Raw genomic sequence first — 13,168 nt, 5'->3', positions numbered from 1 at the left:
GGCCTCTAATCGCCCTGCACCCGGCCGCGCAGCCGCTTGACCTCGCCGTGCAGCACCTTGCGCTGCACGCGCCGGCGCTGCGAGGCGCGCGTCGGCTTGGTGGCGCGGCGCGGCTTGTCCACCCGGATGGCCGACCGCACCATGCCCACCAGGCGCTCGATGGCCTCGGCGCGGTTCTTTTCCTGGCTGCGGAACGACTGCGATTTGATGACGATCACGCCTTCCTTGGAGATGCGGTGGTCGTTCAGCGCGCACACGGCATCCTGCACCTCGGGTGGCAGGCGGGAAGCGCGCACATCGAAGCGCAGGTGGACGGCGCTGGAGACCTTGTTGACGTTCTGCCCGCCGGCGCCCTGCGCGCGGATCATGGTGAAAGTCAGGTCGCGCTCGTCGATGAATAGCGAGTCTTGGACGTGAAACATAGGCGGCAAGTCTACAGGGCCGGCAGGCTTCGCGCAGCAGGCACGGAGAACGGCGCGCATGCGGATCCCGCGATTTTCCGGGCGCGGCGCACCCGCCTGCCAACGGCGGCGAACCCGCGTGGCGCAGGGTCTTTCGGCGGATATCGGCCGCGCCAAGTAAAATGATGCGCTTTTGCTCGAATCCGGGGCGGTCAGCCGCCCGCATCCCCCATGACTTACTCCGCCAAAGAAATCTTCAAGACCTTGCAAGGCGAAGGCGCCCATGCAGGCCGCGCGGCGGTATTTTGCCGGTTCGCGGGCTGTAATCTGTGGTCCGGCCGCGAAAGCGACCGCGCCAGCGCCGCCTGCACCTTCTGCGACACCGACTTCATCGGCACCGACGGCGACGGCGGCGGCAAATTCGCCACGGCGGATCTGCTGGCCGACGCCATCGCCGCGGCCTGGGGCCCCGGGGCCGACAACCGCTACGTGGTCTTCACGGGCGGCGAACCGCTGCTTCAACTGGACACGCCGCTGCTGGACGCCATTCACGCCCGCGGGTTCACCGTCGCCATCGAAACCAACGGCACCATCAAGCCGCCCGCCGGCGTGGACTGGATCTGCGTCAGCCCCAAGGGCACGGCCCCGGTCGTGGTCGAACGCGGCAACGAGCTCAAGCTGGTCTACCCGCAACTGAACGCCCTGCCCGACGCTTTCGCGCACCTGGATTTCGAACACTTTTTCCTGCAACCCATGGACGGTCCGGCGCGCGCAGCCAACACCGAGCAGGCCGTCCAGTACTGTATGCAGCATCCGCAATGGCGGCTCAGCCTGCAAACCCACAAATACATAGGCATTCCATGATTTACCCCCACGCCTCGCGGAGCGCACGATGATTTCCGTGACCCGCAGGCTCGAGTTCGACGCCGGCCACCGCATTCCCGACCACCGCAGCCAGTGCCGCAACCTGCACGGCCACCGCTATGTGCTGGAAATCACCCTGACGGGCGACGTGGTGCAGGCGCCCGGCGAGTCCGACAACGGCATGGTCATGGACTTCTCCGAGATCAAGCACATCGCCAAGACCCACATCGTGGACGTCTGGGATCACGCGTTCCTGGTCTTCGAAGGCGACACCGCCGTGCGCGGCTTCCTGGGCACGCTGCCCGGGCATAAGACCGTCGTGCTGGACCGCATCCCCACGGCCGAAAACCTGGCCACCATCGTGTTTGAAACGCTGGCGCCGCATTACCACGGCCACTACGGCGCTGAACTGCGCCTGACGCGCGTGCGTCTGTACGAAACGCCGAACTGCTGGGCCGACTGCAACGGTTGATCCCTGAGGGGGTGGACGGGTGCCACCCCCAGTTTTCCACTCACGGAAAACCGCCCCGCTATTTTCCCAATTGAGAAAATCTATCGAGAGAGTCGCCATTTTCAATCATTAGTAAGCTAATAGATAGGATACAATCGATTCCATGCTTACTCCTTCCGACTCCCAGCTCATGGCCACCACCGCCAACCTGATGGTGCTGTCGCGCGCCTATCGCGGCGCTGCCGACAAGGCGCTTGCCGACTACGGACTCTCCCAGGCAACCGCGTGGCCCGTCATCCTGGCCGGCCGACTTGGCGACGGGGTTCGCCAAGGCGCGCTGGCCGAAGCTTTGGGCGTTGAAGGCCCCTCACTCGTGCGCGTGCTGGACCAGCTGGTGGCCGCCGGCCTGATGGAACGCCGCGAAGATCCCCACGACCGCCGCGCACGCACCCTGCATCTGACCGACGCCGGCCATGCGCTGCGCGCGCAGGTCGAAGAGGTGCTGGTCGAACTGCGCCGCCGCGTCTTCCAGGGTGTCAGCGAATCGGATCTGCAGGCCTGCCTGCGCGTCTTCGACGCCTTGAAGGTGTCGCTGGGCCGCAGCGGCGCCGGCGCGCAAGAGGACGCGCGGCCATGAAACTGCCGAACGTCCGCGAAACCCTCTTCTCGCTCAAGAGCTACCTGAGCGCCATCATGGCGCTCTATCTGGCTTACAGCATTGGTTTGCCGCGTCCGTTCTGGGCGATGACCACCGCCTATGTCGTGGCCCAGCCGTGGTCCGGCGCGGTGCGTTCCAAGGCCCTGTACCGCCTGATCGGCACCTTCGCCGGGTCGGCGGCCACCGTCTACATGGTGCCGCGCCTGTCGAACTCGCCCGTCGTCATGACCGGCGCGATGGTGCTGTGGGTGGGCGCCTGCCTGTACATGTCGGTGCTGGACCGCACGCCGCGGTCTTATCTGTTCATGCTGGCCGGCTACACCGCCGCCATGATCGGCTTTCCCAGCGTCACCGACCCGTCCCTGGTCTTTGACACGGCCCTCGCCCGCGTCGAGGAAATCAGCCTGGGCATCGTGTGCGCCACGCTGATCCACAGCATCGTCCTGCCCCGCGGCCTGGCGCCCGCGCTGACGCTGCAACTGGACAAGGCCGTGCGCGATGCCCGCAACTGGATGCATGACACGCTGAGCGGCAAGACTGCCGAACAGCGTGACAAGGACCGCCGCGTGCTGGCCAACGACATCACGCAATTGCGCCTGCTGTCCACCCACGTCCCCTTTGACACCAGCAACCTGCGCTGGACCGCGGGCGCCGTGCGCGCCATGCAGGACCAGATCGCGGCGTTGACGCCGGCCGTGTCCGCCGTCGAAGACCGCATGCGCGCCTTGCAGGCAGACGGCCAAACGCTGCCAGAACCGGTGCAGGCGCTGCTGGCCGATATTTCGGAATGGATCAATGCCGGCGCCCAGGCCTCGCACGAGACCGCCGTCCAACTGCGCGCCGCGGTCACCCGGCTGACGCCCGGGATCGACAGCCGCTCCACCTGGCGCGACGCGCTGCTGGCCAGCCTGATGACCCGCCTGCGCGAGTTGATTGACACGTACGACGAATGCCTGGCCCTGCGCCGCGACATCCGCGCGGGGTTGCAGGGCGCGCCGGTGCGCACCCCGCGCACGGCCCGCGACCCCAATGCCGCGCTGCATCGCGACCACGGCATGGCGCTGCTGTCGGCGCTGGCCGCCGGCCTGGCCATTTCCGTGTGCTGCCTTTTCTGGATCGGCACGGCATGGAGCAACGGCGCCACCGCCGCGCTGATGGCCGCGATCTTCAGCTGCTTTTTCGCCTCGCAGGACAATCCCGTGCCCGGCATCATGCAGTTCCTGACCTACACGGTGTATTCGATTCCGCTGTCGGCGCTGTATCTGCTGGGCATCATGCCGGCCATTCATTCCTTCGAGATGCTGGCGCTGTCCATGCTGCCGACCGCGTTCGTGCTGGGCGTCTTCATTGCCCGCCCGGCCAGCACCGGCAAGGCCATGGCCATGCTGTTCGGATTTCTGGGCACGATGGCGCTGCAAGACACCAACACGGCCGACGTCGTGTCCTTCATCGACACGCAGGTCGCGCAGTGCATCGGCGTGGCCACCGCCGCGATCATCGCCGCCATCTTCCGCACGGTCAGCGCCGACTGGAGTGCGCGCCGCATCCAGGCCGCCAACTGGAAAGAGCTGGCGACGCTGGCCAGCGCGCCCCGCGCGCCGTCGCGCCACACCTATGCCGCCCGCATGCTGGACCGCATCGGCCTGTTGCAGCCGCGCCTGGCGCTGGCCAAGCGGCCCGACGACCTCGTGGCCGCCGATGCGCTAAAGGACTTGCGCGTGGGCCGCGACATCACCGAACTGCAGCGGGCGCGCCGCCATCTGCCGATGGCCGAATCCACGATCCAGCCGGTGCTCGACAGCCTGGCGCAGTTCTTCCGGCTGCGTTCGTCGGGGCGCACGCAAGACAAGTCAACCGAGTTCCTGGCGCAGATCGACCGCGCGCTATGCAGCGTGGCTGCCACGCCGCAGGGGCCCCACGCGCGCGACCGAGCCGTGGTGGCGCTGGTCGGCATCCGCCGCGCCTTCTTTCCCGACGCGCCCGACTTCCAACCCGCCCATCCCACGCTGGAGGGCCACGCATCATGATCGGCGAATTCAATCTCTACGGCATTTACTTCCCCTGGCTGCTCGTGCTGGGCGTCGTCACCCTGGGCGTGGCCTGGGCGGTGCGGCGCGTGCTGGCGCGCGCCGGGCTGTATCGCCTGGTGTGGCACCCCGCGCTCTTTGATCTGGCGCTCTTCGTGGTGCTGCTGTACGGCGTCTCCCTCATTTCCCCTTATTTTCTTCAGAGATAGGTATGAAACTCCCCAATGCCCTTCGCCCTGCTGCTATCGGCAAGTTCGCAGTGACGGCCGTTGTCGTCGCCGCCGCCGCTTACGCCGGCTGGCAGCTTTGGGATCACTATGAAGTCGAGCCCTGGACGCGCGATGGCCGCGTCAAGGCCTATGTGGTGCAGGTGGCGCCCGACGTGTCCGGCCTGGTGACAAGCGTGCCCGTGCACGACAACCAGGACGTGAAGGCCGGCGACCTGCTGTTCGAGATCGACCGCGCCCGCTTCCAGCTGGCGTACGATCAGGCCCAGGCCTCCGTGCGTTCGCAGCAGGTGGCGCACGACCAGGCGCTGCGCGACGCCAAGCGCAACCGCTCGCTGGGCCAGCTGGTTGCGGCCGAAGCCGTCGAACAAAGCCAGACCAAGGTGCAGCAGACCGAAGCCGCGCTCGCCCAGGCGCAGGTGCAACTGAACACTGCCCGCCTGAACCTCGCACGTAGCCGCGTCGTGGCTGCCAGCGATGGCCGCATCACCAACCTGGACCTGCGCGCCGGTTCGTACGCCACGGCCGGCCACGGCGTGATGGCGCTGGTGGACGCCGGGTCGTTCTACGTCGAGGGCTACTTCGAGGAAACCAAGCTGCCCGGCATCCACGAAGGCGACCCCGTCACCGTGACGCTGATGGGCGAATCGCGCCACATTCGCGGCCATGTGGAAAGCATCGCCATGGGGATCGCGGACCGCGACCGCAGCACCGGCGCGAACCTGCTTCCCAACGTGAACCCGACCTTCAATTGGGTCCGCCTCGCGCAGCGCATTCCGGTGCGCGTGAAGATCGACGACGTGCCCGAGGGCGTGCGGCTGGTCGCCGGCCAGACCGCCACCGTCTCGGTCGACGACCGCCCGCCCCAGGCCGCGGCCGCCGCGCCTCACGCTTCCTGAGGAGCGGCCCGCACCGCCCTGCTTTCCGAAAACCCTTGAATCCCTTATCGACGCCAAGCCGTACCTGCCATGAAAACCAGATTTCTCCTTCCGCTGACGCTGGCCCTCGCGCTGGCCGGATGCGCCGCCGTGGGCCCCGACTACCAGGTGCCGCGCGAGGCCGTGTCCCAGCGGCCGAGCGCGCAATCCTCCTTCGTGCAAGCGCAGGAAGACGTGTACCGGCAAGAGGCGGTCCCTGGCCACTGGTGGCGTCTGTACAACGACCCGGTGCTGGACGGCCTGGTCGAAAAAGCCCTGGCCGCAAACACCGACTTGCGCGTGGCCAGCGCCAACCTTGAACGCGCCCAGGCCGCGGTGCAGGAAACGAAGGCCCAGCAGCAGCCAACGATCGGCGTGAATGCCTCGCCCACGTTCGGCCACGTCTCCGGTTTGCAGGAGCTTCAGCCCGGCATCGATCCGCCCAACCGCTGGTCCTACTCCACCGGCGCCAGCGTGTCGTATCAACTGGACCTGTTCGGCCAGATCCGCCGCGCCGTGGAAGCCTCTACTGACGACGCGCAGGCCGCGCAAGCCGCGTACGACGCCACGCGCGTCACGGTTGCGGCCGAGACCGCGCGCGCCTACGCCAACCTGTGCGCGGCGGGCATGCAGCTGGCCTCGGCGCAGCATTCCGTGCAGGTGCAGCGCGAATCGGTCGACGCCGTCAGCCGCCTGCAGCGTGCCGGCCGGGGCACCACGCTGGACGTCACGCGGGCGCGCAGCCAGCTTGAACAATTGCAGGCCAACCTGCCGCCGTTCCAGGCCCAGCAGCGCACGGCCCTGTATCGCCTGGCGGCGCTGACCGGCCAGACGCCCGGCGAGATCTCGCCCACGCTACTGCAATGCGCCAGCGCGCCCAAGCTGACCGAAACCATCCCGGTGGGCGATGGCGCGCAGCTGCTGCGCCGCCGTCCCGACATCCGCCAGGCGGAACGCACCCTGGCCGCCTCCACGGCCCGCATCGGGGTCGCCACGGCCGACCTTTATCCCAAGATCACGCTGGGCCTGTCCGCCGCATCGGGTGGTCCGGCCGCCATGTTTGGCGACCGCGGCACTTTCAGCTGGAGCGTGGGCCCGCTGATCTCCTGGACGGTGCCCAACACGGGCGCCGCGCAAGCGCGCATCGCCGAGGCCCAAGCCAACACCAAGGCCGCCGCCGCCCGCTTTGACGCGACCGTGCTCAATGCCTTGCGCGAAACCGAAAGCGCGCTGGTCGTCTACGCCCGCCAACTGGACCGCGACACCGCCCTTCGCGCGGCCCGCGACCAGAGCGCGGAAGCGGCTTCGCAGGCGCGGCGCCTGTTCCAGTACGGCAAGACGGACTACCTGACCGTGCTGGACGCCGAGCGCACGCTGGCCAGCAATGAAAGCGCGCTGGCGGCGTCGCAGGCGGAACTCTCCAACGACCAGATCGCGGTGTTTCTGGCGCTGGGCGGAGGCTGGGAGCCCTAAGCCGGCCGCAAAATCAATTCCATATTATGGGGATCGCATTGATTCCATAAAACCCGCGCCCCTAGAATCGTCCCGAACGCGATAACAACATCAAACGATTCGACAGCGCAGCCCGCCCCGACGGAGCCACCGCTGTAGGACGGGGACAATTCATAATATGGAATATCCGGAAGGTATCCGGGATGCGCGGGTGCTGGACAGCATCACCAAGCTGACGCGGGAGGACGCCGGGCGCGTCGTGATTGCCGGGTCGCATGGCGGCAGCTATGCCGCCTATTGCGCGGCACGGGGCGAGGTGCGCGCCGTCGTGCTGAACGACGCCGGCGTGGGCTGGCAGCGCGCCGGCATTGCGGGCCTGGACGACCTGCAACGTTGGGGCGTGCCCGCCGCCACCGCCAGCTACCGCAGCTGCCGCATCGGCGATGGCGCAGACATGGCGCGCCACGGCGTCATCAGCTTTGTGAATGCGCTTGCCCAGGACCTGGGCTGCGAGCCGGGCATGACCGTCTCCGAAGCCGCTGCGCGGCTCGCGCACGCCCAGCCAAACGCCGGCCGCCCCACCGCCATCAAGGAATCCCGCATCGTCATCAAGGCCGGCCCGGACGGCGCCCCGCTCGTCTTGGGCGCCGATTCCGTGTCGCTCGTGGATGCGCAAGACGACGGCCTCATCGCCGTCACCGCCTCTCACGGAGAACGGCTGGCCGGCCTGCAGTCCGATGGCGTCCGGGCCTCCCCGCGCCTGGTCACCTTCAACGACGCGGGCATGGGCAAGGACAGCGCCGGCATCGGACGCCTGCCCCTGCTGCAGCAGCGCGGCATCGCCGCATTGACCGTCTCGGCGCACACCGCGCGCATCGGCGACGCCCGGTCCTGCTACGAGGAAGGGACCATCTCTTCGGCCAACGCCCGCGCCCGCGAGCTGGGCTGCCGCGTCGGCACACCGCTCAAAACCTTTATCGACGCCCTGCTTGCCGGGCGCGACACCCACTAGGAGCCTTACCCGCATGTCGGAAAAACTGGAAATCACCGGAGGCGAAGCCCTCGCCCGCATGTTTGCCGCGCACGAGGTCGGCCTGATGTTCGGCATGGGCGGCTTCCAGCTCCTGCCCTTCTATGACGCCGCGCGCCGCCTGAACCTGAATCACAACCTGATCAACGACGAGCGCTGCGCGGTGTTCGCGGCCGACGCCTACACCAAGGTCAGCGGCCGCCCGGGCGTGTGCGACGCGACCCTGGGTCCTGGCGCGACCAACCTGGTGACCGGACTGGCCGAAGCCTACAACGCCGGCACGGCGCTGGTCGCGCTGGTCGGCGACTCGCACCGGATGCACTCGTGGAAGAACATGACGCAGGAGGCCCGGCAGCTGGAGGTGCTGCGCCCAGTCGTGAAAGACGTGCTGCGCGTGGAGATGATCGAGCGCATTCCCGAGCTGGTGCGGCGCGCGTTTGCCGTGGCCACCAGCGGCCGTCCGGGGCCCGTGGTGCTGGACGTGCCCGAAGACATCGCGCACGCGGTCCATGCGTTCGATGCCGACGACTTTTATTCCAGCCCCAACTACCGGCGCTCGCCCGCCCTGCGCTGCCGTCCGTCGGCTGACGACGTGGCCCAAGCGGCAAGCATGCTCGCGGGGGCCTCCCGCCCGCTGATGCTGTGCGGCGGCGGCGTGCACATCAGCGATGCCGCCGATACCGTCCAGGCCTTCGCACGCAAATTCGGCATTCCCGTCGCCCACACCATGAGCGGCAAGGGCGCGATCGCCTGCAGCGATCCGCTGAACGCGGGGCTTTTCGGCCGCTACAGCCGCATTGCCAACGACCTGATCGCCAAATCCGACTGCCTCTTTGTCGTCGGCTGCAAGCTGGGCGAAGTGGCAACCCGCCGCTACGACCTGCTGGCTGCGGGCGCGCCGATCATCCATCTGGATATCGTGGCCGAGGAATTCGACCGCACCACCACTCCCGCCCTGCGCCTGTGGGGCGACGTGCGTGCCACGCTGGAGGACCTGGACGCGCGCCTGGCCGCCCACGGCGCGCCTGCCCGCCAGGACTACGTGGACGAGGTGGGCCAGGCCATGCACGCGTGGCGCGAATCGGTCAACGCAAAGCTGACTTCCGGCGACCGCCCCGTCGGCATGGCGCGGCTGATGCACGAGATCAATGCCTCGCTGCCCGAAGACGGCATCCTGGTGGCCGACGGCGGCTTTGCCGCGCATTGGGGCGGGTTGCTGTTCGACACCAAGCGCGCCGGCCGCGGGTTTGTGCCCGACCGCGGCTTTGCGTCCATTGGCTACGGCATCCCGGGCGCGATCGGCGCGGCCGCGGCGGCCCCCGGCCGCCAGGTAGTCAGCCTGACCGGCGACGGCGGCTGCAATATGTCGCTGGGCGAACTGGAAACCGCGGTGCGCATGAAGCTCGCCTTCACGCTCGTGGTGGTCAATAACGCCGCGTCGGGTTACATCAAGGCGTTGCAGCACCTGATGTATGGCGCGGGCAGCTACCAGTCGTCGGATCTGGTGGACACGAACTACGCCAACGTGACGCGTGCGCTGGGCTGCAATGGCATCCGCGTCGAGGATCCCGCGGAGTTGCCCGCCGCGCTGGCGCAGGCCTACGCCTGCAAGGACCGTCCCACCATTCTTGACGTGGTGGTCACGCGCGACCCCGCGCACATGCTGCCGGGCGTGGACAGCCGGGCGGCCAAGATCAAGCCGGGCGACCGCATCGCCTGAGGGCGGCGCGCATCGCCCGGTTCGACACACAAAACAATATCAAGCAAGGAGACAAACCTCATGAAGCGCAGAACCTGGATCAAGCTCGCGGCCGCCGCGGCAACCCTGTCGCTGGCGGGCGCCGCCGCGGCGCAGGCCACCTACCCCGACCGTCCCATCCGCCTGATCGTGCCCTTCCCGCCGGGCGGCACCTCGGACGTGGTCGGACGCATCTTTGCCGAAGCGCTGGCCAAGCAGATCGGCCAGCCGGTCGTGGTGGAGAACCGCGGCGGCGCGGGCGGCACCGTGGGCAGCCGCGCCGTGGCCTCGGCCGCCCCGGACGGCTACACGCTGCTGCTGGGCACGTCCAGCACCAACGGCACCAACCCTGCCGTGTACAAGAACCTGCCCTACGACGCGGTGAAGGACTTCACGCCGGTCACGCAGATCATCCGCGTGCCTGGCGTGATCGTCGTGAACAAGAACTTCCCGGCCAAGGACTATGCGTCGTTCACCGCCCTGATCAAGGGCGCCCCGGGCAAGTATTCGTACGCCTCGTCCGGCAACGGCGGCGCCACCCACATGGCGATGGAGTATTACAAGTCGCTGTCGGGCCTGGACATGATGCACGTGCCGTATCGCGGCACGGGTCCCGCGCTCAATGACGTCATCGCCGGCCAGGTGCCCATCCTGTGGGATACGGCCGCGTCATCGATGGCGCACATCCAGTCGGGCAACCTGCGCCCGATCGTGGTGGCCGCCAAGTCTCGCCTGCCGCAGTTGCCGGACGTGCCCACGTTCGCGGAAGTGGGTCTGCCGGACTACGACGCGGAAATGTGGAATGGCCTGCTGGCGCCCGCGGGCCTGCCCAAGGACGTGCTGGCCAAGCTGAACGACGCATCCCGCAAGGCGCTGGCGGACAAGGACGTGCAGGCCAAGTACGCGGGCGTGGGCGCGTATGTGGTCGCCGACAAGCCCGAGGCATTTGCCGCGATGATCCAGGGCGACGTGGCCAAGTGGAAGAAGGTCGCCGACTTTGCGCACATCTCGGCGGAATGACATGGGTCAGCGGCTGAAAGACAAGGTGGCGCTGGTGTTTGGCGCGGGCTCGTCCGGGCCGGGATGGGGCAACGGCAAGGCCGCGGCGGCCCTATACGCACGCGAAGGCGCGTGGGTATTCGCCGTGGACCTGCGGCCGGAGGCCGCCCGCGAAACCTGCGGCATCATCGAAGCCGAAGGCGGGCGCTGCCAGGCATTGACCGCCGACGTGACCGATTCCGGGCAGATCCAGGCGGCGGTCGCCGCCGTGCTGGCGGCCGCCGGGCGCATCGACGTGCTGCACAACAACGTGGGCATCACGGAAATGGGCGATCCCATCGAGGCCACCGAGGAGAGCTGGCATCGCGTGCTGGACACCAACCTGACCGGCGTGTTCCTGACCTGCAAGCATGTGCTGCCCGCCATGCTGGCGCAGGGCGCGGGCAGCATCGTCAACATCTCGTCGCTGGCCTCGATCCAGGTGAATTCCTATCCGTACACCTCTTACTACGCCGCCAAGGCCGGGTTGAACCACCTGACGCGGTCATTGGCCGTGCGTTACGCGCCGGACAATATCCGCGTGAATGCGGTGCTGCCCGGCGTCATCGACACCCCGTTGATCTACAAACAGATCGCGGGCCAGTTCGATGACGTCGAGGAAATGCGGCGGCGGCGCAATGCCGCCAGCCCCATGGGGCGGATGGGCGACGCCTGGGACGTGGCCCATGCCGCGCTGTTTCTGGCAAGCGACGAGGCCAAGTACATCACCGGCGTGTGCCTGCCGGTCGATGGCGGCAAGGCCTGCGCGGGACGCTAGCGCAAAGCCGGCGGGACCGGACTGGCCGGGACGCGATCAGACGCGCGGGGCCAGGTCCGCCGACAATTCCGCCGCCGCGCGCTGCAGCGCAGCCACCACGTCGGCCAGGCGCGCGCCGGACAGGCGCGACCGGATGGCTGCCACGCTCAGCGCCGCCACCACGTGCTGCTCGCGGTCGAGCACCGGCACCCCCACGCCCAGCATGTCCGGAATGATGCGGCCCGGGTTCAACGCATAGCCGTTCCGGCGCGCGGCGGCGATGTCCTCGCGCAGCATGTCGGTCGATGGCAGGTCGGGCGCCGCGCTGGCGTCGTAGCGCGCCAGCACGCGTTCGATATCGTCATTGGGCAGGAACGCCAGCAAGGCCAGGCTGCCCGCGCCAACGCCCAACGGGCGGCGGTGGCCGACTTCCAGCGTCAGGATCTTGATGGGAAAGTCGCCCGTCTTGCGGTCCACGCAGACCGCTTCGTGCCCGGAGCGCACCGACAGGAAGCTGGTGTCGCCCGTGGACTGCGCCAGCCTCAGCACGGCCGATTCGGCGATGGCCTTGATGCCGTGCCGGCTTTCGGCCGCCAGCCCCAGGATGTAGGACTCGCGGCCAAGGCTGTAGGTCTTCAGGCGCGGATTGAGCGACAGGAAGCCTTCCTGCAGCAGCGCCGTGAGCATGCGATGCGCGGTGGGCGGCGTCAGGCCGACATCGCGCACCACGTCCGTCAGGCCCACGCCACGCGCCGGGGCCGCCCCGACGTACTTGAGGATGCGCAACACGCGGAAAATGCTTTGCGCGCCGCCGACGGCGTCGCTCGCGCGGGGCGCCATCAATGCACCGTCGCCCCGTCCGGCGGCGTCTGGTTCAGCCCCAGCGCCGCTTCCCAACTGCGCAGCGGCACGCAGGTCTGCAGGCGCACGATGGCGCGCTGGATCAGGGCGGGATGCAGTTCGTGGCCGACGTGGGTGGCGATGTCGATGGTGGAATCGCCGTGCAGTTCGGCCAGGCGGGCCTGGGCTGCCTGGGCCTGCGACACGCTCATGACCGGATCGTCGGCGCCGTGCAGCAGATGGATGGTGGTGTACTGCGGGGCGCTTTTGGGCAGTTGCGCGTAGCGGCCCGAAAACGCGATCACGCGTCCGGCCATGCCGTCGTGGGCCTGCACCAGCTCCAGCGCCATGATGGCGCCCTGCGAAAAGCCGGCCAGCGCGGTGTCGGACTGCAGCAGGCCGAAACGGGCCTGCGCATCGTGCACGTAGGCTTCCAGGCGCGGCAGGGCCTGGGCCACGCGGTCGACGCGGTTGTCGTCGGTAACGCCGCGCACCGAGAACCACTGCCGGCCGGCGCCGCCGCCATCGAAGGGCTCGAAGCCTTCGGGGATCAGCACCGCCGCGCTCGGAAAGGCCGCGCGTACCGCCTGGGCCAGGGGCTCCAGGTTGGCGGGCGATCCGCCCACGCCGTGCAGCAGGATGAAGAGCTGGCGCACGTCGACGCCCGGATCGGGAAGGAATTCGATAGAACTGGAAGACGCCATGAAACTGCTCCGTGCTGGGCTGGGACCGTGGAATGCGCCCCGATTGCGGGATTGTAAAATGCGC

At 68.3% G+C, this 13,168-nt stretch carries 14 protein-coding genes; 11 read left to right on the top strand and 3 right to left on the bottom strand.

All coding sequences use genetic code 11. The features are described from left to right. Window positions 1-5 precede the first annotated feature (5 nt). On the bottom strand, window positions 6-422 hold the full coding sequence (gene arfB, locus KVT32_RS15110; RefSeq protein WP_152384299.1) for an alternative ribosome rescue aminoacyl-tRNA hydrolase ArfB: 417 nt from the start codon (window positions 420-422) through the stop codon (window positions 6-8). Between the two features lie 210 nt (window positions 423-632). Between arfB and queE the strand changes: the two genes are divergently transcribed. The 11 genes from queE to KVT32_RS15055 all read left to right on the top strand — a co-directional run bounded on the left by queE (window position 633) and on the right by KVT32_RS15055 (window position 11,581). Then, window positions 633-1,265, top strand: a complete 633-nt coding sequence (gene queE / locus KVT32_RS15105) for a 7-carboxy-7-deazaguanine synthase (protein ID WP_056317195.1) — start codon at window positions 633-635, stop codon at window positions 1,263-1,265. 28 nt (window positions 1,266-1,293) lie between these two features. Beyond that, window positions 1,294-1,737 (top strand): 6-carboxytetrahydropterin synthase QueD, encoded by a 444-nt coding sequence (gene queD, locus KVT32_RS15100; RefSeq protein WP_217618445.1) that lies wholly within the window; start codon window positions 1,294-1,296, stop codon window positions 1,735-1,737. A gap of 142 nt (window positions 1,738-1,879) precedes the next feature. Continuing rightward, entirely contained in the window at window positions 1,880-2,353 is a 474-nt protein-coding gene (locus tag KVT32_RS15095; RefSeq protein WP_128829467.1) for a MarR family winged helix-turn-helix transcriptional regulator, read from the top strand. Further along, window positions 2,350-4,401: an FUSC family protein gene (locus tag KVT32_RS15090; RefSeq protein WP_217618444.1), complete on the top strand. Its 2,052-nt coding sequence runs from the start codon at window positions 2,350-2,352 to the stop codon at window positions 4,399-4,401. Before KVT32_RS15095 ends, KVT32_RS15090 begins: the two co-directional genes overlap by 4 nt. Next, window positions 4,398-4,610: a DUF1656 domain-containing protein gene (locus KVT32_RS15085; protein WP_025140452.1), complete on the top strand. Its 213-nt coding sequence runs from the start codon at window positions 4,398-4,400 to the stop codon at window positions 4,608-4,610. Before KVT32_RS15090 ends, KVT32_RS15085 begins: the two co-directional genes overlap by 4 nt. 2 nt (window positions 4,611-4,612) lie before the next feature. Further along, the gene (locus tag KVT32_RS15080; protein WP_128829468.1) at window positions 4,613-5,527 is read left to right on the top strand and encodes an HlyD family secretion protein; all 915 of its coding nucleotides are present in this window, start codon (window positions 4,613-4,615) and stop codon (window positions 5,525-5,527) included. A gap of 69 nt (window positions 5,528-5,596) precedes the next feature. After that, a complete protein-coding gene (locus KVT32_RS15075; RefSeq protein WP_217618443.1) occupies window positions 5,597-7,018 on the top strand; it encodes an efflux transporter outer membrane subunit in 1,422 nt (473 codons plus the stop codon). Between the two features lie 157 nt (window positions 7,019-7,175). Then, complete coding sequence (locus tag KVT32_RS15070) at window positions 7,176-8,009, top strand: hypothetical protein (RefSeq protein ID WP_217618442.1); 834 nt, start codon at window positions 7,176-7,178, stop codon at window positions 8,007-8,009. A 13-nt stretch (window positions 8,010-8,022) separates the two neighbouring features. Next, window positions 8,023-9,747: a thiamine pyrophosphate-binding protein gene (locus KVT32_RS15065; RefSeq protein WP_217618441.1), complete on the top strand. Its 1,725-nt coding sequence runs from the start codon at window positions 8,023-8,025 to the stop codon at window positions 9,745-9,747. A gap of 60 nt (window positions 9,748-9,807) precedes the next feature. Next, the gene (locus KVT32_RS15060; protein ID WP_062841521.1) at window positions 9,808-10,785 is read left to right on the top strand and encodes a tripartite tricarboxylate transporter substrate binding protein; all 978 of its coding nucleotides are present in this window, start codon (window positions 9,808-9,810) and stop codon (window positions 10,783-10,785) included. A gap of 1 nt (window position 10,786) precedes the next feature. Beyond that, on the top strand, window positions 10,787-11,581 hold the full coding sequence (locus tag KVT32_RS15055) for an SDR family NAD(P)-dependent oxidoreductase (RefSeq protein WP_062841522.1): 795 nt from the start codon (window positions 10,787-10,789) through the stop codon (window positions 11,579-11,581). Between the two features lie 36 nt (window positions 11,582-11,617). Here KVT32_RS15055 and KVT32_RS15050 read toward each other — a convergent pair whose 3' ends face one another. Beyond that, on the bottom strand, window positions 11,618-12,400 hold the full coding sequence (locus KVT32_RS15050) for an IclR family transcriptional regulator (RefSeq protein ID WP_056317168.1): 783 nt from the start codon (window positions 12,398-12,400) through the stop codon (window positions 11,618-11,620). Beyond that, on the bottom strand, window positions 12,400-13,104 hold the full coding sequence (gene ypfH, locus KVT32_RS15045) for an esterase (RefSeq protein WP_217618440.1): 705 nt from the start codon (window positions 13,102-13,104) through the stop codon (window positions 12,400-12,402). The genes KVT32_RS15050 and ypfH overlap by 1 nt, the downstream gene beginning before the upstream one ends. Between the last annotated feature and the right edge of the window lie 64 nt (window positions 13,105-13,168).

This window comes from Achromobacter sp. GbtcB20 (genome assembly GCF_019091095.1).
GTDB classification, from domain to species: Bacteria; Pseudomonadota; Gammaproteobacteria; order Burkholderiales; family Burkholderiaceae_B; genus Achromobacter; species Achromobacter mucicolens.
Note: the sequence above shows the minus strand (reverse complement) of the source record. Positions and strands in the feature narration are given on the sequence as shown.